This is a genomic window from Rhodococcus sp. 5G237, from assembly GCF_053764735.1.
Genome location: NZ_JBSNCD010000004.1, coordinates 557,309 through 582,380, shown reverse-complemented (window position 1 = coordinate 582,380; position 25,072 = coordinate 557,309). Strand labels below are relative to the sequence as shown.

Annotated in this window: 24 protein-coding genes; 16 read left to right on the top strand and 8 right to left on the bottom strand. The window is 68.3% G+C overall.

Annotated elements, in window-relative coordinates; translation table 11 throughout:
• The first annotated feature begins 18 nt into the window (after positions 1–18).
• The 5 genes from ACWPOC_RS12155 to ACWPOC_RS12135 all read left to right on the top strand — a co-directional run bounded on the left by ACWPOC_RS12155 (position 19) and on the right by ACWPOC_RS12135 (position 5,011).
• Positions 19–849 (top strand): SDR family oxidoreductase, encoded by an 831-nt coding sequence (locus ACWPOC_RS12155; RefSeq protein WP_120280638.1) that lies wholly within the window; start codon positions 19–21, stop codon positions 847–849.
• Positions 842–1,639: an SDR family NAD(P)-dependent oxidoreductase gene (locus ACWPOC_RS12150; protein WP_120283742.1), complete on the top strand. Its 798-nt coding sequence runs from the start codon at positions 842–844 to the stop codon at positions 1,637–1,639. The genes ACWPOC_RS12155 and ACWPOC_RS12150 overlap by 8 nt, the downstream gene beginning before the upstream one ends.
• On the top strand, positions 1,636–3,096 hold the full coding sequence (locus ACWPOC_RS12145; RefSeq protein WP_120280637.1) for an FAD-dependent oxidoreductase: 1,461 nt from the start codon (positions 1,636–1,638) through the stop codon (positions 3,094–3,096). Before ACWPOC_RS12150 ends, ACWPOC_RS12145 begins: the two co-directional genes overlap by 4 nt.
• Before the next feature lie 36 nt (positions 3,097–3,132).
• Positions 3,133–4,473 carry an MFS transporter gene (locus ACWPOC_RS12140; RefSeq protein ID WP_455408706.1) on the top strand — a complete coding sequence of 447 codons (1,341 nt, stop codon included), beginning with the start codon at positions 3,133–3,135 and terminating at the stop codon, positions 4,471–4,473.
• Positions 4,474–4,606: 133 nt separating this feature from the next.
• A complete protein-coding gene (locus ACWPOC_RS12135) occupies positions 4,607–5,011 on the top strand; it encodes a hypothetical protein (protein ID WP_455408705.1) in 405 nt (134 codons plus the stop codon).
• A 13-nt stretch (positions 5,012–5,024) separates the two neighbouring features.
• Here ACWPOC_RS12135 and ACWPOC_RS12130 read toward each other — a convergent pair whose 3' ends face one another.
• From ACWPOC_RS12130 to ACWPOC_RS12120, 3 genes are read right to left on the bottom strand one after another with little or no spacing between them, the layout of a single operon-like run.
• A complete protein-coding gene (locus ACWPOC_RS12130; RefSeq protein WP_455408704.1) occupies positions 5,025–5,699 on the bottom strand; it encodes a response regulator transcription factor in 675 nt (224 codons plus the stop codon).
• Positions 5,687–6,778, bottom strand: a complete 1,092-nt coding sequence (locus ACWPOC_RS12125) for a sensor histidine kinase (RefSeq protein WP_455408703.1) — start codon at positions 6,776–6,778, stop codon at positions 5,687–5,689. The genes ACWPOC_RS12130 and ACWPOC_RS12125 overlap by 13 nt, the downstream gene beginning before the upstream one ends.
• Before the next feature lie 9 nt (positions 6,779–6,787).
• Positions 6,788–7,438, bottom strand: coding sequence for a DedA family protein (locus tag ACWPOC_RS12120; protein WP_455408702.1), 651 nt, complete (start codon positions 7,436–7,438; stop codon positions 6,788–6,790).
• A 157-nt stretch (positions 7,439–7,595) separates the two neighbouring features.
• Here ACWPOC_RS12120 and ACWPOC_RS12115 point away from each other — a divergent pair, with 157 nt between their 5' ends.
• From ACWPOC_RS12115 to fahA, 4 genes are all read left to right on the top strand, one after another.
• Positions 7,596–8,123, top strand: coding sequence for a MarR family winged helix-turn-helix transcriptional regulator (locus ACWPOC_RS12115; protein WP_016692512.1), 528 nt, complete (start codon positions 7,596–7,598; stop codon positions 8,121–8,123).
• 115 nt (positions 8,124–8,238) lie between these two features.
• Positions 8,239–9,441, top strand: coding sequence for a homogentisate 1,2-dioxygenase domain-containing protein (locus ACWPOC_RS12110; RefSeq protein ID WP_455408701.1), 1,203 nt, complete (start codon positions 8,239–8,241; stop codon positions 9,439–9,441).
• Entirely contained in the window at positions 9,438–10,319 is an 882-nt protein-coding gene (locus ACWPOC_RS12105; RefSeq protein WP_455408700.1) for a hypothetical protein, read from the top strand. The genes ACWPOC_RS12110 and ACWPOC_RS12105 overlap by 4 nt, the downstream gene beginning before the upstream one ends.
• Complete coding sequence (gene fahA / locus ACWPOC_RS12100) at positions 10,316–11,500, top strand: fumarylacetoacetase (RefSeq protein WP_455408699.1); 1,185 nt, start codon at positions 10,316–10,318, stop codon at positions 11,498–11,500. The genes ACWPOC_RS12105 and fahA overlap by 4 nt, the downstream gene beginning before the upstream one ends.
• A gap of 99 nt (positions 11,501–11,599) precedes the next feature.
• On the opposite strand, the gene ACWPOC_RS12095 is transcribed toward fahA, so the two are convergent.
• The 3 genes from ACWPOC_RS12095 to ACWPOC_RS12085 form a co-directional block, all read right to left on the bottom strand.
• The gene (locus tag ACWPOC_RS12095; protein ID WP_413767485.1) at positions 11,600–11,818 is read right to left on the bottom strand and encodes a helix-turn-helix domain-containing protein; all 219 of its coding nucleotides are present in this window, start codon (positions 11,816–11,818) and stop codon (positions 11,600–11,602) included.
• A complete protein-coding gene (locus ACWPOC_RS12090) occupies positions 11,818–12,492 on the bottom strand; it encodes a hypothetical protein (protein WP_258260124.1) in 675 nt (224 codons plus the stop codon). The genes ACWPOC_RS12095 and ACWPOC_RS12090 overlap by 1 nt, the downstream gene beginning before the upstream one ends.
• A gap of 124 nt (positions 12,493–12,616) precedes the next feature.
• A complete protein-coding gene (locus ACWPOC_RS12085) occupies positions 12,617–13,354 on the bottom strand; it encodes an IclR family transcriptional regulator (protein WP_060652753.1) in 738 nt (245 codons plus the stop codon).
• Positions 13,355–13,492: 138 nt separating this feature from the next.
• Between ACWPOC_RS12085 and ACWPOC_RS12080 the strand changes: the two genes are divergently transcribed.
• Positions 13,493–14,923 (top strand): acyl-CoA synthetase, encoded by a 1,431-nt coding sequence (locus ACWPOC_RS12080; RefSeq protein WP_455408698.1) that lies wholly within the window; start codon positions 13,493–13,495, stop codon positions 14,921–14,923.
• A 5-nt stretch (positions 14,924–14,928) separates the two neighbouring features.
• On the opposite strand, the gene ACWPOC_RS12075 is transcribed toward ACWPOC_RS12080, so the two are convergent.
• Entirely contained in the window at positions 14,929–15,657 is a 729-nt protein-coding gene (locus tag ACWPOC_RS12075) for an MOSC domain-containing protein (RefSeq protein ID WP_120280628.1), read from the bottom strand.
• A 107-nt stretch (positions 15,658–15,764) separates the two neighbouring features.
• Here ACWPOC_RS12075 and ACWPOC_RS12070 point away from each other — a divergent pair, with 107 nt between their 5' ends.
• Together ACWPOC_RS12070 and ACWPOC_RS12065 are read left to right on the top strand one after the other, a co-directional pair.
• The gene (locus tag ACWPOC_RS12070; RefSeq protein WP_016692502.1) at positions 15,765–16,736 is read left to right on the top strand and encodes an LLM class F420-dependent oxidoreductase; all 972 of its coding nucleotides are present in this window, start codon (positions 15,765–15,767) and stop codon (positions 16,734–16,736) included.
• A gap of 88 nt (positions 16,737–16,824) precedes the next feature.
• On the top strand, positions 16,825–17,817 hold the full coding sequence (locus ACWPOC_RS12065; RefSeq protein ID WP_230790154.1) for an alpha/beta fold hydrolase: 993 nt from the start codon (positions 16,825–16,827) through the stop codon (positions 17,815–17,817).
• On the opposite strand, the gene ACWPOC_RS12060 is transcribed toward ACWPOC_RS12065, so the two are convergent.
• Positions 17,787–18,962 carry an MFS transporter gene (locus tag ACWPOC_RS12060; protein ID WP_120280627.1) on the bottom strand — a complete coding sequence of 392 codons (1,176 nt, stop codon included), beginning with the start codon at positions 18,960–18,962 and terminating at the stop codon, positions 17,787–17,789. The two genes, ACWPOC_RS12065 and ACWPOC_RS12060, sit on opposite strands and share 31 nt — an antisense overlap.
• Positions 18,963–19,103: 141 nt before the next feature.
• Here ACWPOC_RS12060 and ACWPOC_RS12055 point away from each other — a divergent pair, with 141 nt between their 5' ends.
• From ACWPOC_RS12055 to ACWPOC_RS12040, 4 genes are all read left to right on the top strand, one after another.
• Positions 19,104–20,501, top strand: a complete 1,398-nt coding sequence (locus ACWPOC_RS12055) for an amidase (RefSeq protein WP_455408697.1) — start codon at positions 19,104–19,106, stop codon at positions 20,499–20,501.
• Positions 20,502–20,522: 21 nt separating this feature from the next.
• Complete coding sequence (locus ACWPOC_RS12050; RefSeq protein ID WP_455408696.1) at positions 20,523–21,626, top strand: XdhC family protein; 1,104 nt, start codon at positions 20,523–20,525, stop codon at positions 21,624–21,626.
• Positions 21,627–21,680: 54 nt separating this feature from the next.
• On the top strand, positions 21,681–23,384 hold the full coding sequence (locus ACWPOC_RS12045; RefSeq protein ID WP_455408695.1) for a helix-turn-helix domain-containing protein: 1,704 nt from the start codon (positions 21,681–21,683) through the stop codon (positions 23,382–23,384).
• Positions 23,385–23,561: 177 nt separating this feature from the next.
• Positions 23,562–25,010, top strand: coding sequence for a uracil-xanthine permease family protein (locus ACWPOC_RS12040; RefSeq protein WP_455408694.1), 1,449 nt, complete (start codon positions 23,562–23,564; stop codon positions 25,008–25,010).
• Positions 25,011–25,072: the final 62 nt, after the last annotated feature.

The window sequence follows — 25,072 nt, the reverse complement described above, 5'->3', positions numbered from 1 at the left end:
TTCTCGGAGGAATCACCCATGACCGTTGACGCCCAGAACCCGGGCCGTACCGTCACCACCCAGATCGTCGCCCTCTACCCGGAGATGGCCGGCAAGGTTGCCGTCGTCACCGGCGCGGCTCGCGGCATGGGTGCCCAGTTCGCGCGCGGTCTGGCCACGCGCGGCGTGCATGTGGTCGGCGGCGACATCAACGACGTGCAGATGAAGGAGACCGCGGAGCAGATCAACACCGATCTCGCCGTCGAAGCCCTCGTCGAGACGCCCGGCACGGTGATCGGCGCACGTGTCGACGTGACCGATCCGGCAGAGCACGAGGCGCTCGCTCAGGTCGCGCTGCAGGAGTTCGGTCGCATCGACTTCTGGATCAACAACGCCGGCATCTTCCCGTTCGCCCTCGCCGAGGAGATCTCGAAGGAACAGATCGCGGCGACCCTGGACGTCAACGTCGAAGGCGTGCTCTTCGGTTCGCAGGCCGCGGCGCGGCACATGGAGCCCGGTAGCGCGATCGTGAACATGTCGTCGGTCTCGGCGCTGCGCGTGCGCAAGGGCCGCGGTGCGTATTGCGCCTCCAAGGCCGCCGTCGCCCATCTGACCGAATCGCTGGCAGTCGAGTTCGGCGACAAGGGCATCCGTGTCAACTCGATCGCTCCGGGTTACATCGACACCGAGATGACCCGGTGGGTCCAGGAGGACCCGGCCGCACTGAAGCACGCGCTCGACGTCGTCCCGCTGCACCGGCTCGGTGCCCCCGAAGAGGTCTTCGGACCGTTGCTGTTCCTGCTCTCCGACAGCGCCCGCTACGTCACCGGACATTCGATCGCAGTCGACGGTGGATCGCGTCATGTCTGACGGTGTCGCCGAATCCGTGTCGTACCCGGCGGTCGTGCTCGTCACGGGCGCTGCCGGCGGGATGGGCGCCAATCATGCCCGCGCGCTCGCTGCGCGGGGAACGCACGTGTGCCTTGCGGATATCCACGACCCGTCCGAGGTCGTCGAACAGATCGAGGCAGCCGGTGGTTCCGCGTCGGCGCACACGCTCGACGTGTCCGACGCTGCGGCATGGGAGAGGGTCGTCGACGAGATCCGCTCCCAGCGAGGAGAACTCGGCGGATTGATCAACAACGCCGGAATCTCGCGACGCCTCGAGTTCATGGACACCCCGGACGACGTCTGGGAGAAGACCATGCGGATCAACCTGTTCGGGCCGTTCTACGGCATCAAAGCGGTTGCTCCGCTCATGCGCGACAGCGGCGGCGGTTCTATCGTCAACATCTCGTCGATCGCCGGGCAGATCGGGTACTTCTCCCCGGCCTACTCGTCGAGCAAGTGGGGACTGACGGGCCTGTCGAAGTCCGCCGCCGGCGGCCTCGCCCGCTGGAAGATCCGCGTGAACTCGGTTCATCCGGGCCTGGTCGGTACGGCACTGCTCGGCGGCGCCGACGCGTTCGTCGAGTCCGCACTCGCGAGCATTCCGACCGCACGCATGGCGAGCGTCGACGAGATCACCGATGCAGTGCTGTTCCTGCTTTCGGATCGTTCCACCTACATGACCGGCAGCGAAGTGACCGTCGACGGCGGCCTGACGTCCAACGGCCTCTACCACCGCATCATCGCGGAGACGGGAGATCAACTCTCATGAACGACGACATCATCGACGTCGTGGTGATCGGTGGTGGCGGTGCCGGTCTCGCGGCCGCAGTGTCCGCTGCCGAATCCGGCGCGAGCGTCCTGTTGTTCGAATCCGAAACCGAACTGGGTGGATCGACGCAGCTCTCCGCAGGACTGTTCACCGCGGCAGGCACCAGTGTGCAGCGTGGTCTCGGTATCGAGGACTCCGCCGAGAAGTTCTTCCAGCACTACATGGATCTGAACCACTGGACCCTCAATCCGGGCCTGGTCCGTGCCTTCTGCGAGAACGCCGGGCCGACCCTGGAATGGCTCATCGGGCTCGGTGTCGACATCCCCGCACGCGAGTCGTCCAACGCACACATGCCGGGCCTGTGCCAAGCGGGCGTCGAGGACGTGTGGCGCGGCCACGTGCCCAAGGACCAGGGCTACGGACTCGTCCAGACCCTCGACCGTGCACGTCGCGCACACGGTGTCGAAGCGGTCCTCGGCACGCGGGTGCAGCGACTGATGGTCGAGGACGGCCGCGTGGTCGGTGTGGTCGCAGACGACATCGAGGTCCGTGCGCGCGCAGTGGTCGTCGCCTCGGGCGGGTTCGCACAGAGCCGCGACCTGCTCGAGCAGTACTACCCGTATCCGCTCGCGGCCGGTGACTCGCTGTTCGTCGTCGCGGGCCCGGGAAGCCGCGGAGACCACTTCGCCTTCGGTGAGCAGGTCGGATCGTCCATCGCCGGACGGGACTGGGGGCTGACCATGCCCACCGCCTACTTCCAGCGGTACCACCACTGGCAGGCGGGCTTCCCGCCGAAGTCGCGAGTGTATGTCAACAGCACCGGACGCCGGTTCATGGACGAGGACGCCTCCTACGCGGTGTCCGGCGGCCTCATGGACAGGCAGGATGGTCCGGTCTGGGCGGTCTTCGACGAGAGGGCGCGCCTCGGACTGCCGGCCGGCTACACGGACTGGGAGGCCGACCGCATCGCCGAGGAGGCCGAGGCCGGGCGCACTCTGCGCGCCGATACCCTCGCCGAACTCGCCGAACTCATGGGTGTGCCCGCCGACGCTCTGACCACCACGGTCGAGCGCTGGAATACTCAGTTGCCCCACGGCGTCGACGAGGATTTCCTGCGGCACCGCACCCTGGCGAACAAGGGCTCTACCTCGAACCCCGACCCCATTGCACAGGGGCCGTTCTACGCGGCGCGTATGCTGCCCGCCGAACTGGTGTGCACGCACGCGGGGCTCGAGATCAACAAGAACGCCGAAGTTCTCGACACGATCGGGAACGTCGTCCCCGGCCTGTACGCAGCCGGAGAAGCGGGCGCCGGCATCCTCGGCCTCCGCTATGTGGGCGGTGGCAACGCCGTCGCCAACGCATTGACCATGGGCCGCATCGCCGGCCGTAACGCGGCAGGGGCAGCTGTTTCCGGTGCCACGCCGCCCGCCGAACTCGGCGTGGCCGGCGTGTGACGCCGGCCGTCCCCTCGAACCCGTAAAGGAAAGATCATGCTCCGATCCGACGCGGTCCCCGCCGCAGGAAGTCCGCCACAGGCGGGCAATGCCGATCCGGCGCAGCCGAAGCAGTCGACCACGAAGGTGATCCGTGCCGCGGTCGTCGGCACCATCGTCGAGTACTACGACTTCGGTATCTACGGCTACATGGCGACGATGGTCGCCACCCTGTTCTTCGTCGCCGAAGACGAGACAGCTGCTCTGCTGGGAACGTTCGCGGCCTTCGCCGTGGCGTTCTTCCTCCGGGTGCCCGGCGGCATCTTCTTCGGGCACATCGGTGACAAGTACGGCCGGAAGAACGCACTGTCGTGGACGATCCTGCTCATGGTCGTGGCGACCGCAGCCATGGGACTGATGCCCACCTACGCCACTCTGGGCGTGTGGGCGACGGTTCTGCTCGTGCTCGCCCGCTGCCTGCAGGGCTTCGCGGCCGGTGGCGAACTCGGCGGCGCGAACGCATTCGTCTCCGAATCCGCACCGGCACGCTGGCGCGCGACGCAGACGTCCATGGTCAACTCGGGTACCTACCTGGGGTCGTTGGTGGCGTCTCTCGTGGCGCTCGGCATCACGTCCACGTTCTCGGAGGAACAGATCCTCGAATGGGCATGGCGCATCCCGTTCCTGCTCAGCGTGGTCATCGGTGTCGTCGGCATCTGGATCCGTAACCATCTCGAGGACACCCCGCAGTTCGAGGAACTCGAGGAAAAGGGTGAGACGAAGAAGCTGCCCATCGCGGAGCTGCTGAAGACGTCGGGCGGAAGCGTCGTCAAGATCATCCTGCTCGGTGCGCTCATCATCGGTGGCTACTACATCGCCTCCGTGTATGCCGCGACCTACCTCCAGACCACGGGTGGGCTGTCGTCCTCCGTCGCGTTCCTGTCGACCTGCCTCGCTCTCGTACTCGGTGTGATCACGCTGCCCATCGCCGGTTATCTCGCCGACAAGTACGGGCGCAAGCCGGTGCTGTTCGCCGGTAGTGCCGCATCCGCGATCGTCGGTGTTCCGATGTTCATGCTGATGTCCGGCGGCACCGTCTGGCAGGCCGTCGCCGGCCAGTCCGTGCTGTTCATCTGCGTGTCGGTGGTCAACGGCGCCTCCTTCGTCACCTATGTCGAGATGCTCAAGGCGTCCGTGCGATACAGCGGTATCGCTCTCGGGAACAACGTGACGAACATGTGCCTCGGTGGCACCGCACCGTTCATCGCGACGTGGCTGATCGACGTCACCGGGAACTCGCTGGCACCGGCCGGGTACTTCGTGTTCTGTGCGCTGCTCACCCTCGGTGCGGTCTTCTTCATCGAGGAGACGAAGGGCATCGAACTCCGCACCGACTAGTCCTGTGGTGCAGCCGGAATTGTCGGAACCCGTCGGGGGCCGACAATTCCGGCATTCCCATATCCGGACCGCGTGGTCCGTGTTTCGATGTCCGGGAGGCACGGGTCCTCGAGACACGGGGTGGAGGGGAACGATGGCGAACGGATTTCGACGGGTACTGCGAGCCGGAGCGGTCGCCGCAGTGACAGGAGGGATCGTCCTCGGCGACGCCGGCATCGCGGCGGCGCAGGACGAGTGGCCGGTCCAGCAACCGAACAGCCCGATCTCCGTGTTCGAGGCGGACCCTGCCAACTGGCTCACCCCGGACGAGCTCGCCTACTGGAACCCGCTGGTGAACGAGCCACGGCTGACCTCACCGTTCGGCACGAACACCCGCATCGTGTGTCAGGGCTTCCACGGCGTGACGACCGACTGCTGGCAGGCCGACCTCGAAGGCCGGCCACACAAGCTTCAGCGTCTGCCCGCGAACCTGCCCAACGTGACGGGGTCGAGCGCACCCGGTGGAGGCGTCGGGCACTTCGTGTATCCGCTCTTCTGATCCGCACGGGGCGTCAGCGGTCGTCCCGAGAGCTCGGGGTGCCCGTGCTCTCGAGATAGAGGAGCACCGCCCGTACCCGCCGACTACGGTCGGCCTCGCGCGGCAGGTCGAGCCTCACGAAGATCGAATTGACGTGCTTCTCGACGGCGCTGACCGACATGATCAGACGATCGGCGATGCCGGTGTTCGTCAGACCCTGCGCGAGGGCCTCGAGCACCTCGCGCTCGCGTTCGGTGAGGGCGGCGATGGGGTCGGTGCGGCGGGTGTTCGCGAACAGTTGCCGCACCACCTCGGGATCGAAGGCCGTCCCGCCCGCGGCCACACGTTCCAGGTCGGTGAGGAACGCCCCCACGTCCGACACGCGATCCTTGAGCAGATAGCCCACGCCACCCCAGCCGTTCGTGAGCAGGCCGGTCGCGTTCCGGTGCTCGACGTACTGCGACAGCACGAGCACAGCGACCTGCGGGTGTTCCTCCTTGATGCGCCGCGCCGCGTCGATGCCCTCCGTCGAGTAGGTCGGGGGCATGCGCACGTCGAGCAACACGAGGTCGGGCACCTCGCGCTCGACGACGTGGTGCAACTCGACGGCGTTGCCCACACCGGCAACCACCTCGTGGCCTTCGTCCGCGAGCAACCGGGACAGGCCCTCGCGGAGAAGGGTCGAGTCCTCGGCTATCACGATGCGCACGGGATCCTCGCTTCCACGACGGTCGGCCCTCCGCGAGGGCTGTGTACGGAGAACTGCCCGTCCAGCGCGGCGACGCGGCGCGCGAGACCCGTCAGGCCGGAGCCCGTCATCTCGGCCCCACCGCATCCGTCGTCGACGACCGTGACCGTGACGACGCGACCGTCCGCTGCGACGGTCACGGACACGCTGTCGGCGCCGGAGTGCTTCGTCGAGTTCGTGACCCCTTCCGCGGCAACGTAGTACGCGGCTGCCGCGACATCGTGCGGTGGTTCCGGGTCGATCGACAGATCCAGGTCGACGGGGAGGAAGGTGTGTGCGGACAACCCTTCCAGTGCCGCGGCGAGTCCGTGTTCGTCGAGCGCGGCCGGGTATATCCGCCACGCCACGTCGCGCAGTTCGGTGAGCAGTGCCTGTGCCTGGGCGACGGCGTTGTCGAGGTCGGCGACGAGATTTCCACCGCCGCGTTCGGCGGTGCGTCGCGCGCGACCGACGTCGAGTGCGAGCGCGACGGCTCGCTGCTGGACGTCGTCGTGCAGGGCGCGTTCGATCCGTCGGCGTTCGTCGTCGATGGCGGTGACGACGTCGGCGCGGGTGCGTTGCAGGTCGCGGAGACGATGCTGCGTGGCATCGTCGCCGAGCAGCCGCAGTGCTGTGCGGAGGTCCCACTGGCCCACGATCATCGCCAGCCGGACGGAGAGGTAGATCATCACGGCGGCGACGAGGAGTGAGACGAGACCGTCGGCGACGGAGATGCGACCGCCGGCCAGCAGGACGATCGCCCAGCCCCCGTAGCCGGTCGCGGCGATCAGGACGAGCAGTACGACGAGGCCGACGAGCGGACCGTAGGCCAGGCGAACGAGGAAGTATCCGGTCGGCTCGCGATCCGGAAGATCCCGGACCGCCTCGGCGTCGAACCATCGCACGAGACGAGTGCGGTCGCGTTCGGCCGCGCGGCTCGGTCCGTCGGTGGTGCGGCGGGTCGATGCCGCCGCACCCGTCACCGCGGTGACGATCCCGAGCAGGAGCCCGACGACGGCGCGGACCGAGGTCCCGAGTGAGCGCCGAAGGTGATCGATCACGGACCGACCCTAACGGGCGCGAATCGATCGGACACGGCGGACGACGAACACCGCCACTGCTGCGACCACCGCGACGATCACGAGTTTCTGCAGCACATCGGCATACGGTTCGACGACTCCCCAGTTCTCACCGAGGAGGTATCCGGCGAGTACGAAGATCGAGTTCCACAGGGCGCTACCGAGGGCGGTCAGGACGACGAACCGACCGACGGGCATGGCCTCCACCCCTGCGGGGACCGAGATCACGCTCCGCACGAGCGGCACCATCCGGCCGAGGAGCACCGACTTCTCACCGTGCCGGGTGAACCATTCTTCGCCGCGCCGCAGGTCGGAGGTGTTCACCAGTGGGAGTCGCTCGACGACGGCATACATCCGCCGGCGGCCGAAGGCGCGCCCGGCGAGGTAGAGCAGCAGTGCGCCGACGAGGGATCCGAGGGTGGTCCACACAACGGCCGAGACGAGGGAGATCTCCCCGCGGGAGGCCGCGAAGCCGGCGAGGGGAAGGATCACCTCGCTCGGGATCGGCGGGAAGAGGTTCTCCGCGGCGACCGCGAGACCGGCGCCGGGTGCTCCGAGCATCTCCATCAGCTGCAGCGAGAGGCCTGCGAGGCCGTCGAGTTCATCGGTGGGGGACTGCGGGAGGGTCTGGGTGAAGTTCATGCCCGGAACGCTATGAGCGGCGAACGCGCAGGTCGCTGCGGTTTTCCGCCGACTTCGCGGCGTTCAGGGTGCGGTTTTCCGCAGTCCCGCCGATCTCCGGGTGATCCACCAGATAGTAAATGGATGAATTATCCCGGATCTGCGGTACTGTGACCGCATGTCCGGACCCCGCGACCTCGACTACTGGTCCTTCGTCGAACTCGCGCAGGAGCGTCTGAACAGCAAGTTCGGCGAACATCACCGCAGCGCGACCGAAGTCCTGCTCACCCTCAACCGGGCCTCGGACATCGTCACCTACGACCTCGAGGCCGCGGTTCACCGGCCGCGCGGCCGGTCGTGGTCGGCCTATCGGCTCATGTTCGTCATCTGGCTCGCGGGCCCGATCGAGCCGAACGTCGCCGCGCGACTCACCGGGATGAGCCGCGCCGCCGTGTCGAACCTCGCGAAACCGCTGGTCGAAGCGGGGATCCTGGAGAAGACGCCGGTCAGTCACGACGCACGTTCGGTGCAGTTGTCGCTCACCGAAGCGGGGGAGAAGGAGATCCGCGACAGCTTCCGCGCGCAGAACGAGCGCGAGGAGGCCTGGGTGGAGGTGCTCACCCCCACTGAGCAGCAGATTCTCGTGATGCTCCTGAACAAGCTGATCACCAACCGCAGCCAGTTCGACGTGCGCGGACGCAACTGACACAGCCTCGTGACCTCCCTGTGGTTGCGCTCACGCCCTCCGGTTAGTTAATGTGTTTACTAATTCCAGGCGAGCGACCTTCCCCGCACGCCCGAGATCCGCGAGGAGTCAGATCATGGCGTTCTACCGACAGCTCGGCGTCATCCCGCCGAAGCGTCACACCCAGCACCGTGACGAGAACGGCAACCTGTACTACGAAGAGCTCATGGGCGAGGAGGGCTTCTCGTCCGACTCGGCGCTGCTCTACCACCGGTACATCCCGTCGGCGATCGTCGACGCCACCGAGTGGAAGCTGCCCGATCAGACCACCACGCCCAACCACCCGCTCAAGCCGCGGCACCTGAAACTGCACGATCTGTTCCCCGAGACGATCTGGGCCGAGACGGATGTCGTGACGGGTCGTCGTCTGGTCCTGGGCAACGCCGACGTCCGCATCTCGTACGTCGTGTCGTCCAAGCCCTCGCCGCTGTACCGCAACGTCGTCGGCGACGAGATGGTCTACGTCGAGTCCGGTGAGGCCACCGTCGAGACGGTCTTCGGTCCGCTCGAGGCGAAGGCCGGCGACTACGTCCTGCTGCCGATGGCCACCACCCACCGCTGGGTGCCCAAGGGCGACGCACCGCTGCGCGCCTACACGATCGAGGCCAACAGCCACATCGTGCCGCCGAAGCGCTACCTGTCGAAGTTCGGCCAGTTCCTCGAGCACGCGCCGTTCTGCGAGCGCGACCTGTACGGCCCGACCGAACTCGTGCAGGTCGAGGAGGAGAACGTCGAGGTGCTCGTCAAGCACCGCACCTCGCACGGCGTCGTCGGCACCCGCTACCTGATGCCGCACCACCCCTTCGACGTGGTCGGCTGGGACGGCTGCCTGTACCCGTACACCTTCTCGATCCACGACTACGAGCCCATCACCGGCCGTGTCCACCAGCCGCCGCCGGCGCACCAGGCGTTCGAGGGCAACAACTTCGTCATCTGCAACTTCGTGCCCCGCAAGGTGGACTACCACCCGCTGGCCGTGCCGGTGCCGTACTACCACTCGAACGTCGACTCCGACGAGGTCATGTTCTACTGCGGCGGCGATTACGAGGCCCGCAAGGGATCGGGCATCGGCCAGGGGTCGATCTCGGTGCACCCCGGTGGTCACGCGCACGGCCCGCAGCCGGGTGCCTACGAGCGCAGCATCGGTGTGGAGTTCTTCGACGAACTCGCCGTCATGGTCGACACCTTCCGCCCGCTCGAACTCGGTGAGGGTGCGCTCGCGTGCGAGGACGCCGCCTACGCCGGCAGCTGGAACCGCAATGCAGGAGCAGCCAAGTGACTTTCGGACCTCTTTTGACCGGACTGTGCGACGACGCGGCGCTGTTCCCTCCGGGTAACGCCCCGCTGCCCGTCGCCGTCCCCGCCCACGCCGGGCACCGCTCGTCCGCGCACGCGCCGCTCGTCGGAGCGTTCGTCTTCCCGGCGGGTCGCCTCGGTGAACTCGCGGATCATCTCGCGCAGCACCCGTATCCCGGTGAGCTGGCCCTGAGCCTGACCGCACCGACCGGCACCGCCGCCGTCCGGCCTGCCCTGGAGCAGGTCGACGCGATGGACTCGGTGTCCGTGGTGGCACTCGAGATCGCGGTCCCCGCAGAGCAATCCGTCGACGAGCTGTTCGCGGCACTCGGCGAGATCTCCGCGGACCGCCCGGATGTCGATATCTTCGTGGAGGTTCCGCGCGACGAGCGTCGCGCCGAGATCCTCGCCCGCATGGTCGGCACGCCCTACGCGGCCAAGTTCCGCACCGGCGGCATCGTCGCCGAGGCTTATCCCGACGAAGCCGAACTCGCCGCGGCTGTCGGCACGGTCGTCACCGCGGGTGTGCCGTTCAAGGCAACCGCCGGTCTGCACCATGCGGTGCGCAACACCGACCCGAAGACGGGCTTCGAGCAGCACGGGTTCGTGAACCTGCTGGCCGCGGTGGACGCGGTGCTGTCCGGAGCGGACACCGACGAGGTCGCCTCCGTGCTCGCCGAACGCGACGGGGCAGTGCTCTCCGCCCGCCTCGGCGCCCTGTCCGACGACCGGGCCGCAGAGGTCCGGCGCCGTTTCCTGTCGTACGGCACCTGCAGCATCGCCGAACCGCTCGAGGATCTGCTCGGCCTCGGTCTGGTGCCCTCGACCGTTTCCCCGATCACCGAAGGAACGAACGCATGACCACCATCGCCATTCCGGAGGGCTCGCTCTTCGGTCTCGACAACCTGCCGTACGGCATCTTCTCCACGGCCGACAGCGAACCCCGCGTCGGTGTCCGCGTCGGAGATTCGGTCCTCGACCTGAGCCGTGTCTTCGAGGACGACGTCGTCTTCGCCGAGCCGTCGCTCAACGCGTTCATGGCCCAGGGCCGCGCCCGGTGGGACGAAGTCCGCGCCGCGATCAAGGAACTCGCCGCCGGTGATGTCGCCGACGAGGCCGTCTTCGCCGTCGCCGACGTGACGATGCACCTGCCCATCGAGGTGGCCGACTACGTCGACTTCTACGCGTCGGAGAACCACGCGTCGAACCTCGGCCGACTGTTCCGCCCGCAGAACCCCGACCCGCTGATGCCGAACTGGAAGCACCTGCCCGTCGGCTACCACGGCCGGTCGAGCACCGTCGTGACCTCGGGTGTCGACATCGTGCGACCGTGCGGACAGCGCAAGGGCCCCAACGATCCTGCGCCGGTCTTCGGTCCGTCGATCCGCCTCGACATCGAGGCCGAGATGGGCTTCATCGTCGGTGTCGGTTCCCCGATGGGTTCGCAGATCACCCCCGACGAGTTCGCCGACCACTGCTTCGGTGCCGTCATCCTCAACGACTGGTCGGCCCGCGACATCCAGGCGTGGGAGTACGTGCCGCTGGGCCCGAACCTCGGCAAGTCCTTCGCGACGTCGATCTCGCCGTGGGTCGTCCCGCTCGCCGCACTCGAGGCCGCCCGCATCGACACCCCGGTGCAGGACCCGGAGCCGCTGCCGTACCTGAAGGGCACCGAGAAGTGGGGCCTGGACATCGATCTCGAGGTCGAGTGGAACGGGCACGTCGTGTCGCGCCCGCCGTACGCGCAGATGTACTGGTCGCCCGCGCAGATGCTCGCCCACACCTCGGTCAACGGTGCCGCGACCCGCACCGGTGATCTGTTCGGCTCCGGCACCATCTCGGGCCCGGAGAAGGACCAGCGCGGCGCCTTCATCGAACTGACCTGGGGCGGAGCAGAACCCGTGCAGGTCGGCGACGAGACGCGCACCTTCATCGAGGACGGCGACGAGATCGCCATCTCGGCCACCGCGCCCGGCCCGAACGGGACCCGCATCGGCTTCGGTGAGGTCCGCACCCGCATTCTTCCCGCGATCGGGGAATAGAGGAAACAGGTCCGTGCATCAGCCGGAGCGCCACCGGCCGGACCGATCGGCGATGCCCGGAACCCACGAGGTTCCGGGCATCGCCGTTTCTCGGGTCGGTCAATCGACCGAAAGAATGTCGCCCACAGAGCAATCCAGTACGCGGCACAGGGCGGTGAGGGTCGAGAAGCGGACCGCGCGGGCGCGTCCGTTCTTGAGTACCGACAGGTTCACCACGCTGACTCCGACCTTGTCGGCCAACTCGGTGAGCGTCATGCCCCGGTCGGCCAGCAGCTCGTCGAGATGACACCGGACGGCATGCTCGGTTTCCGGAGGCATCAGACGAGTCCTTCGTTGTCGCGCGCCATGCGGCTGCCGATCCGCAGCACCACACCCACGGCCGAGATCACCATGCAGAAGACGTAGGCGTACCAGAACTCCGGCCCGAGAGGCGCGTTCGAGAGGACCTCGTTCATGTCCACGTCCCGGATCAGCATGTTGGTACCCAGGGTGCGGGGGATCGTCGGGATGAAGATGGTCGCGATCGCCACGATCGAGGTGATCCACACGAGCCGGATGACACCCCGGTCGAACAACCGGCCCCGAGCGAATCGCACGACGATCCAGCTCAGCAGGGCCAAGGCTGCGAGATAGCCGAGGGTCTGCAACGCTTCCCCGGCGCGGAGGAAGCCGACGCTGACGGGTGAGAGGGCGTCGGTCGGAACGTCGATCACCGTCGTCGAGGCGGTCTGCAGGTCGACGCCGTTCGGGGTGGACAGCACCGGCGCCGCTGCCGCGTCGTCGAACCGGACCCGCGCGGTCACGATGCCGTCGCCGAGCGAGCGCACGAGGTCGCGGACGTAGGTGAAGAGCACGATCAACGAGGTCAGCGCGAAGACCGTGAGGGACGCCCACAGATCGGTGCGGTCCTTCTTCGACGTCTCGGTGGGGGAGAGCGTGTCGGGTTCGGCGCCCGGGCCCTGGGGGCGGTCGGTGTCGTGGGTGGAATTCATGGTCGTCTCCGAACTCGCCGGACGGCGGACTTATCGATTGTCGATACCATCGATAATCGTTATACCTATCGACAAACGATATGTCCAGAGGCGGCAGGCTCCCGCCGGTGCCGCTCGGAGCGGATCAGGGCAGGCGACGCTCGATCGCGTCCCGCGCTGCCAGCGCCTTCGCGCCGTAGTCGGGGAAGAGGTCGGGCGTCAGCCGCGAGGCCGGACCCGAGATGCTGAAGCAGCCACGCACGGCGCCACCGCGCCCGCGCAGCGCGACGGCGACGGCGGCGATGCCGTCGTGCAGGCCCTGCTCGGTCACGGCATACCCGCGGGCGCGGATCTCGGCGATCTCCTCGCGCAGCGCCGCCGGGTCGGTGACGGTGTGCTCGGTCAGCGAAGGAAGCTCGGTCGCGAGGAAGTCCTCGATCCGCGCGTCGGGTAGCGACGCGAGATAGGCCTTACCGGTGGACGCGGCGTGCAGGGGCAGGCGCGTGCCGAGCGCAAGGAAGGCGCGCAGTTGATGGGCGCTGTCGAGTCGCTCGATCAGGACCAGTTCGTTCCCGTCCGGCACGGCGAGATGGATCGTCTCACCCGTCTCCGCCTGCAGGCGGTTCAGTTCCGGGAGTGCGACCTCGCGCAGGTCGTCACCGGACGACATCGCACTGCCCAGGCTGAACGCGCGGCCGGTGATGACCCACTGCCCGGCGTTCGCCGTCGAGGGGCGCAGCCAGCCGGCTTCGGCGAGGGTCCTGAGGCACCGCTGCACGGTGCTCTTGGGGACGTCGAGGCGTTTGCTCAACTCCGAGAGCCCGACCGGTTGCGTGGTCGCGACCTCCTCGAACACGCGGAGTGCGGTGAGAACGCTGTTCATCGGAACCTTTCGCGCGTCGTTGACGGCAGGCGTCACGGGTTATAGGTTGAGCCGGACCGCATCGTAGCACAGCGGTCCACAATGTGGACCAGACGCTGCGCGACATCGTCCGGCAGGACGTCGAGAAGGGACCCCCCGATGACCACCACCACGCCCGTGCCGTTGCTGACCTCGCTCACCGAGTCCGCAGCAGGTGACGACCGCAGCGCCGTCCGCGTCGGAGACGTCTCGCTCACCCGCTCCGAACTGATCGCGGCCGCCGCGGCGGTGGCCGACGAGGTCGCCGGTTCCTCGCGGGTCGCCATCGACGCCACCGCGAGCATCGAGACGGTGATCGCCACGACCGGATGCCTCATGGCCGGTGTGGCCGCGGTGCCCGTGCCGCCGGATTCCGGCCCGGCCGAGCGCGCCCACATCCTGAAGGACTCGGGCGCACAGGTGTGGCTCGGCACTGCTCCCGACGACGTCACCCTGCCCGCGATCCCGGTCGACGCGAGCGCGCGTTCGTCGTCCTCACATGCCGAGGCGGACCCGGGCAGTGCCGCGATGATCATGTACACCTCGGGAACCACCGGCGCCCCCAAGGGAGTCGTGCTCTCACGATCCGCCGTGGCGGCCGGTCTCGACGGCCTCGCCGAAGCGTGGAACTGGACGTCCGACGACACTCTCGTCCACGGACTTCCGCTGTTCCACGTCCACGGACTCATCCTCGGTGTCGTCGGCGCGCTCCGGCAGGGTTCGCCGCTCGTGCACACCGTGCGACCCAAGCCCGAAGCCTATGCGGCAGCCGGTGGTTCGCTGTACTTCGGTGTTCCCACCGTGTGGTCGCGGGTCGTCGCCGATGAATCGTCCGCTCGCGCACTGTCGTCCGCGCGACTCCTGGTGTCGGGCAGTGCACCCCTGCCCGTGCCTGTCTTCGAGCGCATGCTCGCCCTCACCGGCTCCGCGCCGATCGAGCGGTACGGGATGAGCGAAACGATCATCACGATCAGCACCCGCCACGACGGTGAGCGCCGGCCCGGCTGGGTGGGTCTGCCGATCGCCGGGGTCTCCACGCGCCTGCGTGACCAGGCCGGCAACCTCGTGGCGCACGACGGCGAAACCCTCGGCCGGCTGGAGGTTTCCGGTGCGACGCTGTTCGACGGCTACCTGAACAATCCCGAGAAGACCGCGGAGTCGATGACCGAGGACGGCTGGTTCAGGACCGGCGACATCGCCGTGATCGACGACCAGGGCTTCCACCGCATCGTCGGCCGCGAATCGGTCGACATGATCAAGTCCGGCGGCTACCGGATCGGCGCCGGCGAGGTGGAGCATGCGCTGCTGAACCATCCGGGCGTGCAGGAGGCCGCGGTGGTGGGTGTGCCGGACGACGATCTCGGACAGCGGATCGTGGCCTACGTCGTCGGGGATCTCCGTGATCCGAGCGAGCTCTCGGACTTCGTTGCGCAGACCCTCTCGATCCACAAGCGTCCCCGCGAGATCCGTACCGTCGACGCTCTTCCGCGCAACGCCATGGGCAAGGTGCAGAAGAAGATCCTCGTCGAGGATTACCTCGCCGGGAAGTGACCGGTTTACCCGATCCCGACTTCGTCGCCGACGGTGATGTCGCCGGGAGTCAGGACGGTCGCGTAGACACCGATGCACGGCATCGGCTTGCCCTCCGGCACATTGGGCACCTGATGCGCGTGCGTCACCTCACGCAGCATGTCGCGCCGCGCGGGAACCTCCTGATGGGGGAGCGTCACCATGACGCACCGCGCGGTGCGCTTGTGCGGTTCGAGGACCACCGAGCCCACCGACACCCGTCGGCCGATCCATTCGTCCTCCACGAAACCGGTCGTGTCCGGAGTGTCGACGACCAGCTGCGGCCGGAACCGGCGCAACGCCACATCGGTGGGGTCGCCGGTGCCGAGCGCCTCCACCGCGGATCGGGAGACGAGATGCAGCGGCGCCTCGTCGTAGGTGCGGTCGCGCGGTTCGAGCCGCACGTCGTGACCGACCAGCTTCGACAGCAGGTCGTCGACCTCGGGATCGTCGCCGCGCACCACCGTGCCGTCGGCCAGCGTCAGTTCGAGTGCCGCCGGATCGCGGGGGTCGTCGTCGCTCAGAAGTCGCGCCGAGCAGGTCAGCAGCAGCCCGTAGCGGCGGAAACGTTTCGCACTCGCGATGTTTCCGGATTCGGCGTCGACCAGCGCCCACAGGTGATCACCGCGCAGGCCGTCCGCTTCGATCGCTGCGGCGTCGATCCGTTCGCCCCCGAACGACTTCACCGGATAACGCCACAACTGATCGATACGCACGACTCGCGAGCATACGGGGACCGGAGCGGCCGCGGGGCGGGCCCGATCCGTCGGTCCGAAACACGCCCGGGTATGACCTGAACCACAGTGTGGCTAGGGTGACGGTCATGACGGAGAACACGACACGACGATGGGGCCTGACCGTCCCGCTCGACGGCATCCCCCTGCCCGACCAGCGACGCATCATCGAGGAGCTCCCAGACCTCGGATACACGGACGTGTGGTCGTCCGAGGCCGGCGCCGCCGATGCGTTCACCCCGCTCACCCTGGCGAGCGTGTGGGCTCCCAGCCTGCGCCTGGGTACCGCGATCGTCCCCGTCTACACCCGCGGTCCCGCGACGCTGGCCATGTCCGCCGCGAGTCTCGCCGCGGCCGCACCCGGCCGCTTCGTGCTCGGGGTGGGCACCTCCTCCGACGTCATCGTGGAGAAGTGGAACGGCATCCCCTTCGAAGAACCGTTCAAGCGCGCCCGCGACACCCTGCGGTTCCTGCGTGCGGCCCTGTCGGGGGAGAAGGTCTCCGAGAAGTACGACACCTTCGCGGTCGACGGCTTCCGGGCCGGCGTCGTACCCGACCCGACGCCGCCGGTGCTGCTGGCGGCGCTACGGCCGGGCATGCTGCGTCTGGCCGGACGTGAGGCCGACGGGGCCATCATCAACTGGCTGTCCGCCGACGACGTCCGCACCGTGGCGCCCTACGTCCACGAGGGCGGCGAGAACAAGGAGATCGTCGCGCGGATCTTCGTGCTCCCCGGCTTCGACACCGAGACCGCCCGCGCCATCGGCCGACGCATGATCGCCGCCTACATGAACGTCCCCGTCTACCGGGCCTTCCACGAATTCCTCGGCCGTTCGGACGATTTCGCCGGCATGTGGAAGGCATGGGCGGAAGGCGACCGCAAGGCCGCCCTCGAAGCGATCCCGGACCACGTGGTGGACGCCCTCGTGATCCACGGCGAACCCGAGGCATGCCGCGAGCACGTGGAGCGCTACGTCGAGGCGGGCGTGACCACCCCGGCCATCGCCCTGGTGCCCTCGGGCGATCCCGCGCCGATGATCCGGGCGCTCGCTCCGCGCTGACGACCGGACGTCACGATTCGATGTCGGCGGTTAACGGCACCCGAGGGTGACGCGACAACTCCTGCAGATGCGCTGTGCAGGAGGCGAGATGGCCGAGCCGACATCGAGTCCGGACCCGAACACGATCACTCGTGTGACCGTCGTCGCCGACGACGGAGTGCCGTTGGCCGCCACGATGACCGGACCACGGGATGCGGATCTGACCCTCGTGTGCCTGCACGGGCACTGCCAGGACGCCGCGAGCTGGGATGCCGTCTGCGAATCGGTGGACATGCCGGGTCTGCGCATCGTCCGCTACGACCAGCGAGGACACGGTCGTTCCGGGACCGGCGACGCCACCGCGTGCACGGTCTCCGGGATGTCGGACGATCTCGATGCGGTGCTCCGGACCCTCGCGCCGGACGGACCGGTGGTGCTGGTGGGATATTCGATGGGCGGCATGGTCGCGCTGTCCTACGCCCGCCGTCACCCCGATGCAGTCGGCGGCCGCATCGTGGGTGCGGGTCTGATCGCCACCGCCGCATCGGGACTCGCGGACGGCGGTATCGGACGCTATCTACGCCATCCCGCCGCCTCCATCGTGCACCGGGCGGTGTCGCGCGTACCTCGCGTGATGGAACTGTCGAAGCGCGCCGGAGGCCGCGTGTGCACGGTCGCCGCCCGCAGGCGCACGGAAGAATCGTGGTTGCGGGTGGTCGGGTCGGCGCTGTCGAACGAGACGTCGGTCGTCACCTGGTCGCGGCTGCTGGCCGACTTCGCGGTGCTCGACGAGTCCGCCGCCCTCGATGTGCTCGCGAGAGTGCCGGTGGTCGTCGCGGCGGGCACGGAGGACGTCTTCGTGCCCTTGTCGTTGTCGGAGGCGATGGCGGCGCGACTGCCGCACGCGAACCTCGTGCGGTTCGTCGGTGCCGGTCACCGGGTTCTCGCCGACCGTCCCGAGGAGGTCGCTCGCGCGCTGTCGGATCTGCTCGGGCAGGTCCGCGCCCCGGAACCTGTCGGCCTGGAACCTGTCGGCCTGGAACCCGTCGGCCTGGACCCCGTCGGCCTCGCTCAGCGTGAGCCGACGAGGGTCGCTTCCTGATCGGCGAGCAGTTTCCGGGGGACGAGCGCGAGCACGAGCAGCGCCACGGCGACCGCAAAGCATGCGACGAACCCGATGTGAGGTGCGGCGAGCGAGATGACGAAGGGCACCGCGAAGCCCAGATAGATCAGGCAGTAGAAGACGGCGACGGTCTGTGCCAGCTCGTCCGGCGGAGCGATGTGCTCGACGGTGACGAGACCGGAGACGAGCAGCATGCCGTACCCCCCGCCGAGGAGGACGGCGGTGACGAGGACGGCGAGCACCGATACCGGGCCGTCGCCGAGCACCGCGACGCCGGCGGTCACGAAGCCGAGCACCCCCAGGCCCACCCCGGTCCACACGCCGCGATCCTCACCGTGCCGGGTGATGCGTCGGGCCACGGGCTGGATCAACGCACCGGTGAGCAGGGTCAGGGCGGCGACCACACCGGTGAACGCGACGGCCACGCTGTCCACCCGATCCGAGACGATCGGCGGCATCGTCGCGAACGAGACGGTCGCGCATCCGAAGACCCACGGAGCCCACGGCACGACACCCCACCGGAAACGCGGGGACGACAGGGTGGACAGGCGCCACGAGCCCTGCACGGTGCGGGGCCGGTGCGCGTCGGGGACGGCCCACACCAGCACCACCGCGACCACCATCAGAGCGATGTGCACGAGATAGGGCAGGCGGTCGGGAGTGGGGAGCCACTGCGCGATGAGACCGGCGAACAGGGCACCGCTGCCGAATCCCGCCGACAGTGAGACGGCGGCCCGGCGCGCTCCCACACCCGGACCCTCACTCAGTTCCTTCATCCACGCGGTGCCGGCTCCGAACGCCATCCCGGATGCCAATCCGGCGAGGACCCGGCCGAGATACAGCAGCGCGGGGATGTCGGCGCCGAGAAGCAGGACGATCGACGACACGATGCTCACCGGGATCATCGCCCGGATCACCGGACGACGCCCGATCCGGTCGGCCACGCGCCCGAAGTAGAGCAGGGCGGGAATCAACCCGAGGATGTAGGAGCCGAGCATGGCGGTGAACGAGTCGCTGCCGAGTCCCAGGTGGTCGCGGTAGACGAGCTGCATCGGGGCGAACTGATTGGCGCCCCAGCTCACCGCGAACACGGCGAACGCGAGACGAGCCCAGGACGGAATCATTCCCCGATCCTCTCAGGCCAGTTCCGGCGGGAAAGTATCAACTCTTCACACCGCGGCGACCGGCTTCCTGTGGAGTGTGGACGTAGGAGGGGACCGGAGCCGGCCATAGCGTTCTCGTCGAACGCAGACCAAGGAGGGCCAGTGGCGGTAGACGGTCGATCCCCGACGCTCGACACCGAGCGCACCGGCACGTGGACCGGCGCCGATGCGCGGTCGATCGCCGCCGTGGTCCGCAATCGCGAGGTCACCGCCCGCCGGGTCGTCGAGGACCACCTCGCACTGATCGCCGAGCAGAACACGCGCCTCAACGCGATCGTCACCGTCGCGGCGGAGAGTGCCCTCGCCGAGGCCGACGCTCTCGACCAGCGCCTCGACCGCGGCGAGGTGGCCGGACCGCTCGCCGGGGTGCCGTTCACCGTCAAGGACCTCATCGCCACCGCCGGCGTGCGCACGACGGCCGCCTCGAGGGCGCTGGCCGACAACGTCCCCGTCGTCGACGCACCGGCCGTCGCCGCGATGAAGGCGGCCGGCGCGATCCTCGTCGGCAAGACCAACACACCCGAATTCGGAACCTCCGGGCTCACCGACAGCGAGATGTTCGGACCGGCCGTGAACCCACTCGGCAGCCTCGAGTCGCCGCGCTCACCCGGCGGATCCAGCGGCGGCGAAGCCGCGTCCATCGCGTCGGGCATGAGCGTCCTCGGGCTGGGCACCGACTTCGGCGGGTCCGTGCGCTGGCCCGCACACTGCACCGGCCTGTGCTCCATCCGCCCCACCGTCGGCCGGGTGTCCGCGGACGGTCAGTACCCGGGGGTGCTCGTCGGCGATCACGTGCGGGCCAATCCCACGACGGTGCACGGCGCGCTGCAGACCGTCGGACCCATGGCGCGGAACCTCGACGACCTCGTCCTCGCCCTGCGCGTGATCTCCGAACCGCACGTCGCGTGGACCGATCCGGCGACCGTCGACGTCGACGCTCTGACGATCACCTGGGCGGACGGGGACGGCACCGTCCCCGTCGTCGACGAGATCGTGGACGTCGTCCGGGAGAGCGCGCGGCGCCTCGGTGCGCATCCGTACTGCGGGTCGGCGCTGGTCGAGGGGAACGAGCTGTTCGGGCGATTGCGGGCCACCCAGACCCACACCGACATCGACGCGCTGGCGAGTCCCGACCGGTTCGGCGCCGTCATCCGCGACCTGCTGTCCACGGCCGGTCGCGCCGAGCACCGGGAGGTGGAAGGCCTCTGGGCGTGGCGCACCGCGCTGATCCATCGCCTGCTCAACGAGATGGGCGACGTGCTGGTGCTGCCGGTCGCGTCCATCGGGGCGCCTCCGCTCGGCGACGATCGTTTCGCTGTCGGCGACCGGCTGCTCACCTGGCAGGAGGCACTGGCGAGCTGCCGCACGATCAGCGTCACCGGCCTCCCGTCCGTCGTCGTCCCTGTCGGGCGGACGAGCGACGGCATGCCCATCGGCGTGCAGATCGTCGCGCGCCCCTTCCACGACCACGTCGCGCTGGCCGTCGCCGCGCGTCTGTGACACACCGGTAAGGAGGCCGCTGTGCGGGACATTCTCGACGAGCTGTCGCGATGGTTCGACGACGGTGAGACGTTCGCGCTCGCGACCGTCGTTCGCACGTGGAAGTCGTCGCCGCGCGAACCCGGCGCCGCGATGGCCGTCTCGCAGTCGGGTGAAGTGGTGGGCAGTGTCTCGGGAGGGTGCATCGAAGGCGCCCTGTACGACATCGCGGGTGACGTGCTCGCCGACGGGCGCGCACGGACCGAGGTCTTCCGCGTCACCGACGACGACGCCTTCGGCGTGGGCCTGACCTGCGGCGGCACCATCGAGGTGTTCGTGCAGCGGGTCGATGCCGCGACCTATCCCGAGTTCACCGAGGTGGCACGGCGGATCGGGGCGGGAGAGCCGGTCGCCGTCGTCACCGACCGCGAGTCCGCCGGCCATCGTGTGGTCACCCTCGACGGGGACGACGGCACCGATCCCGAAGCCGAGGTGCGCCTGCGCCTGTCCTACGGCGATTCGGAGGTCTACGTCGACGAGGTGCGCGGGCAGATCGTGGAGATCTTCGCGCCGCGACCGCGGATGTACGTCTTCGGCGCCATCGACTTCGCGTCCGCCCTGTGCACGCTGGGGAAGTTCGCCGGTTATCGCGTGACAGTGATCGACGCCCGGCCCGTCTTCGCGACGCCCGCCCGGTTCCCCGACGCCGACGAGATCGTGGTGGCGTGGCCGCACATCTTCCTCGAGTCGGCGCCGATCGACCCCACCACGGTCGTCGCGGTCCTCACCCACGACGAGAAGTTCGACATCCCGCTGCTCGAACGCGCCCTCCGCTGCGAGGCCGGATACATCGGGGCGATGGGCAGTCGCTCCACGCACGAGCGCCGGGTCGCCCTGTTGCGCGAGGCCGGTCTGTCGGCCGACGAACTGGGACGACTGCACTCGCCGATCGGACTCGACCTCGGGGCGCGTACCCCGGAGGAGACGGCCGTGTCGATCCTCGCGGAGATCCTCGTGAGCACGCGCGGTGCCACCGGGCGCAGCCTTGCGACACTGCGCGGACCCATCCACCGGGTGCCGGCGGGACGCGCTGCCCGACCTGCGGATTGTCCGCCTGCGATTGACGGTGTTGCGGCAGCCCTCTAATGTCACGTGTCTCCCATGCGGGGGTGAACGACTGGCAGGTGGACGGGTAGTGCTGTGACGGTGCGCAAGGCTGAGAAACCGGGGCCCAGCGCATCCGAACCGGGACGCAGCGCAGCCGATCCGGAGGACAGCGCAGCGGTCGTATTCGAACCGTGCCCGCTCGCAGACGTCGTCTCCTCGGGTCTCCTCGTCGCACCGACGGTGCTCGCCGGTGACGTCTCCACGCCGCGACCCGTCACCGGGATCGCGGTGATGATGCTTCCCGAGATCGGTCCCTGGCTGCGTCCGGGGCTGCTGCTCGTCACCTCCACCACCGTGCTCGCGCGACTCGCCGTGCCGGTCGCCGACTTCCTGGCGCGGCTGGACCGGAGCGAGGTCTCGGCACTCGTGGTCCGGCTCGACGCCGGACATCCCCTGCCACAGGGCCTCACGGACGACGTTCCCCTCCCGGTGCTGACGACGCCGGAGGAGGTCGTCGCGGATCATCGGCTCGCGCGGGGTCTCCGCGACATGGCCGTCGCTCAGGTGGAAGCGGTCTTCGAGGCGGATCACCTCCGTCGCGGCCTCCTCGAGATCGTCATGGCAGGCGGTGGGCACAGGGCGCTCGCCGAAGGCATCTCGCGCCGGCTCGGCGGGGCGGTCCTCATCACCACCCCGGACGGACGCCAGACCTACCGGGCCGGGAGGGAATCCGACTTCGCGTGGCTGTCCTCGACGGCGGCCGTCGACCCGACTGGCCGGGTGCGCACCGATTCGATCGAGGGCGGTCTCGGTCTGCACCGCTTCGGCGACGAGTACGTGGCGATCGCCGCGATCTCCGCCAACGGCATCGACCACGGTCGGCTCGTATTCTTCTGTCCTGCACGTGATCTCTCCGCCCCGGATCTGTATCTCGTGGAGCAGGCGGCGACGGTGTGTGCGCTCGTCGTCAGTCGTGAGCTCGCGGTGTCCGCGGTCGAGGAGAAGCACCGGGCCAACTTCGTCCGGGACCTGTTGCGCGGCCGCGCCGGTGAACCCGAACAGGTGATCGTGCACGCGCAGATGTTCGGCTGGAATCTCGACCGCCCGGTGGTGGTGGTCGCCGTCGAACCCGATCGCGTGGACGACGATTCCTCGGCGGCACCGGCGCGACTGCCCGTCGTGGAACGGCAGGCCCGCGCGTTCGCGGGTGCGCTGGCCGGGCGCGATTCCGGAGCGTCCGTCACAGCTCTGGCGACCGAGACCGTCGTACTCATGGGTGAGGGCAGCGACACGATGACCCTCGTGCACGAACTCGTCGCCCTGGTGCGCGGAGCCGGCGGGGGAGGGCGTCGGCCGTTCGGTGTGGGGGTTTCGCGTGCGTCGTCGTCCACCGACGACCTGCCGGCGCTCTACGCGCAGGCGCGCACGGCACTCGAAGTGGGACGCAAGATCTCCGGTCCGTGGGCGGTGACCCATTTCGACGATCTGGGTGTGTACCGGTTGCTGAGCCTCGTCGAGGACACCGAGGAACTCGAGTCGTTCGCGCGCGAGACGCTCAAGGAACTGACCGACGGCACGGCCGAGGCGCAGGACATGTGCCGTACCCTCGAGGTGCTCCTCGCCACCAACATCAACATCGCAGAAGCCGCGCGTCAGTTACATTTTCATTACAACACTCTGCGCTATCGTGTGGCGAAACTGGAAAAGATCCTCGGTCCCTTCACTGAACAGCCCGAACTGCGGTTGGACCTTTCGCTCGCGCTCAAGATCATCGCGATGCGCGGAATCGATTCCTGACGATCAACCACCGATCTTGCCAATTTCGGAGGGTCGCTCATGGCAGATTCCTCCCACGCCGGGCCGGAGCTGCTCCGTTAGCGTTTGCGGCTACCGAAGTACACGTGTGATCGGCAACACAGGCGTAACAATCCACGTGAACTCTATCGGCACCCACACTCTGCTGAAAGGTCCGATATGCCCATCTGGACAGTGCACGGAGACGGCAAGAACATAGAACCGGGTCAGGTCGTGGCGCCGATGGAGCGCCTGAGTTGGGGCCGCACGATCGGTCTGGGCGGCCAGCACGTGGTGTCGATGTTCGGCGCCACGTTCGTCTTCCCGATCATCATGGGTCTCAACCCGCAACTCGCAGTGATGCTCTCGGGCTTCTGCACCCTCTTCTTCCTCGCCGTCGTGAAGGGCCGGATCCCCAGCTATCTGGGAACCTCCGCGGCCTTCGTCGGCGGCATCGCCGCGATCTACGCCCAGGGCGGCTCGCCGTCGGAGGTCACCGGCGCGATCATGGTCTCCGGGCTCGTGCTCGCCGCGATCGGTGTGGTGATCCACTTCCTCGGCGGCTCGCTGGTCTTCAAGATCCTGCCGCCGGTCGTCACCGGCGCGGTGGTCATGCTCATCGGCTTCAACCTGGCGCCGGTCGTGGCCGGCACCTACTGGCCACAGGACCAATGGGTCGCACTGACGGTGATGATCGCGCTGATCGTGGGTAGCGTCGTGCTGCGCGGATTCCTCGGTCGCGTCGCCATCTTCCTGGCACTGCTGTTCGGCTACGCACTGTCCTGGGTTCTCGACCGCATCAGCGGACCGATCATCTCCTACGACGCCGGCGCCGACGCCGTCACCGAACACTTCCGCGTGAACTGGGAAGGCGTTGCGTCCGCTCCGTGGTTCGGTCTGCCGCCGTTCACGGACGAAGCCGCCGGTGTCGTCGGCATCCACGCCCCGTCGTTCAGCCTCACCTTCATCGTGCTCGTCCTGCCCGGCGTCATCGCCCTGATCGCCGAGAACGCCGGACACGTCAAGGCGGTCGCCGAGATCACCAAGACCGACCTCGACCCCATGATGGGACGCGCACTGGCCGGTGACGGTCTCGCCACGGCCCTCGCCACCGGTGTCGGCGGTTCCCCGACGACGACCTACGCGGAGAACATCGGCGTCATGGCCGCGACCCGCGTGTACTCGACGGCGGCCTACGCGGCAGCCGGCGTCATCGCCATGCTCCTCGGCTTCTCCCCGAAGTTCGGCGCGGTCATCTCCGCGACCCCGGGCGGCGTCCTCGGCGGTATCACCGTGGTCCTCTACGGCATCATCGGCCTGCTCGGCGCCAAGATCTGGAAGGAGAACGGTGTCGACTTCGGCGACCCGCGCAACCTCATGCCCGTCGCGGCCGGCCTGATCATCGCGATCGGCGACACCAGCCTCGAGTTCACCGATACGTTCTCGCTGAGCGGTATCGCGCTGGGCACCATCGTCGTGATCGGTCTCTATCACCTCTGCCGGGTCATCGCTCCCGAGGACATCGCACCCGAAGACCCCGATACCCCATCCGAACAGGGAGAACCGGTCCGGACGGAGCCCGATCCCGACGGCGAGAGCGGCGCGGGAAGGGTGAAGGAGTTCGCGTGACCTCTATTACATCTGACATTGTCGACCGGTGAGCTTTGTCACTTCTCCACGAAACGTCGATC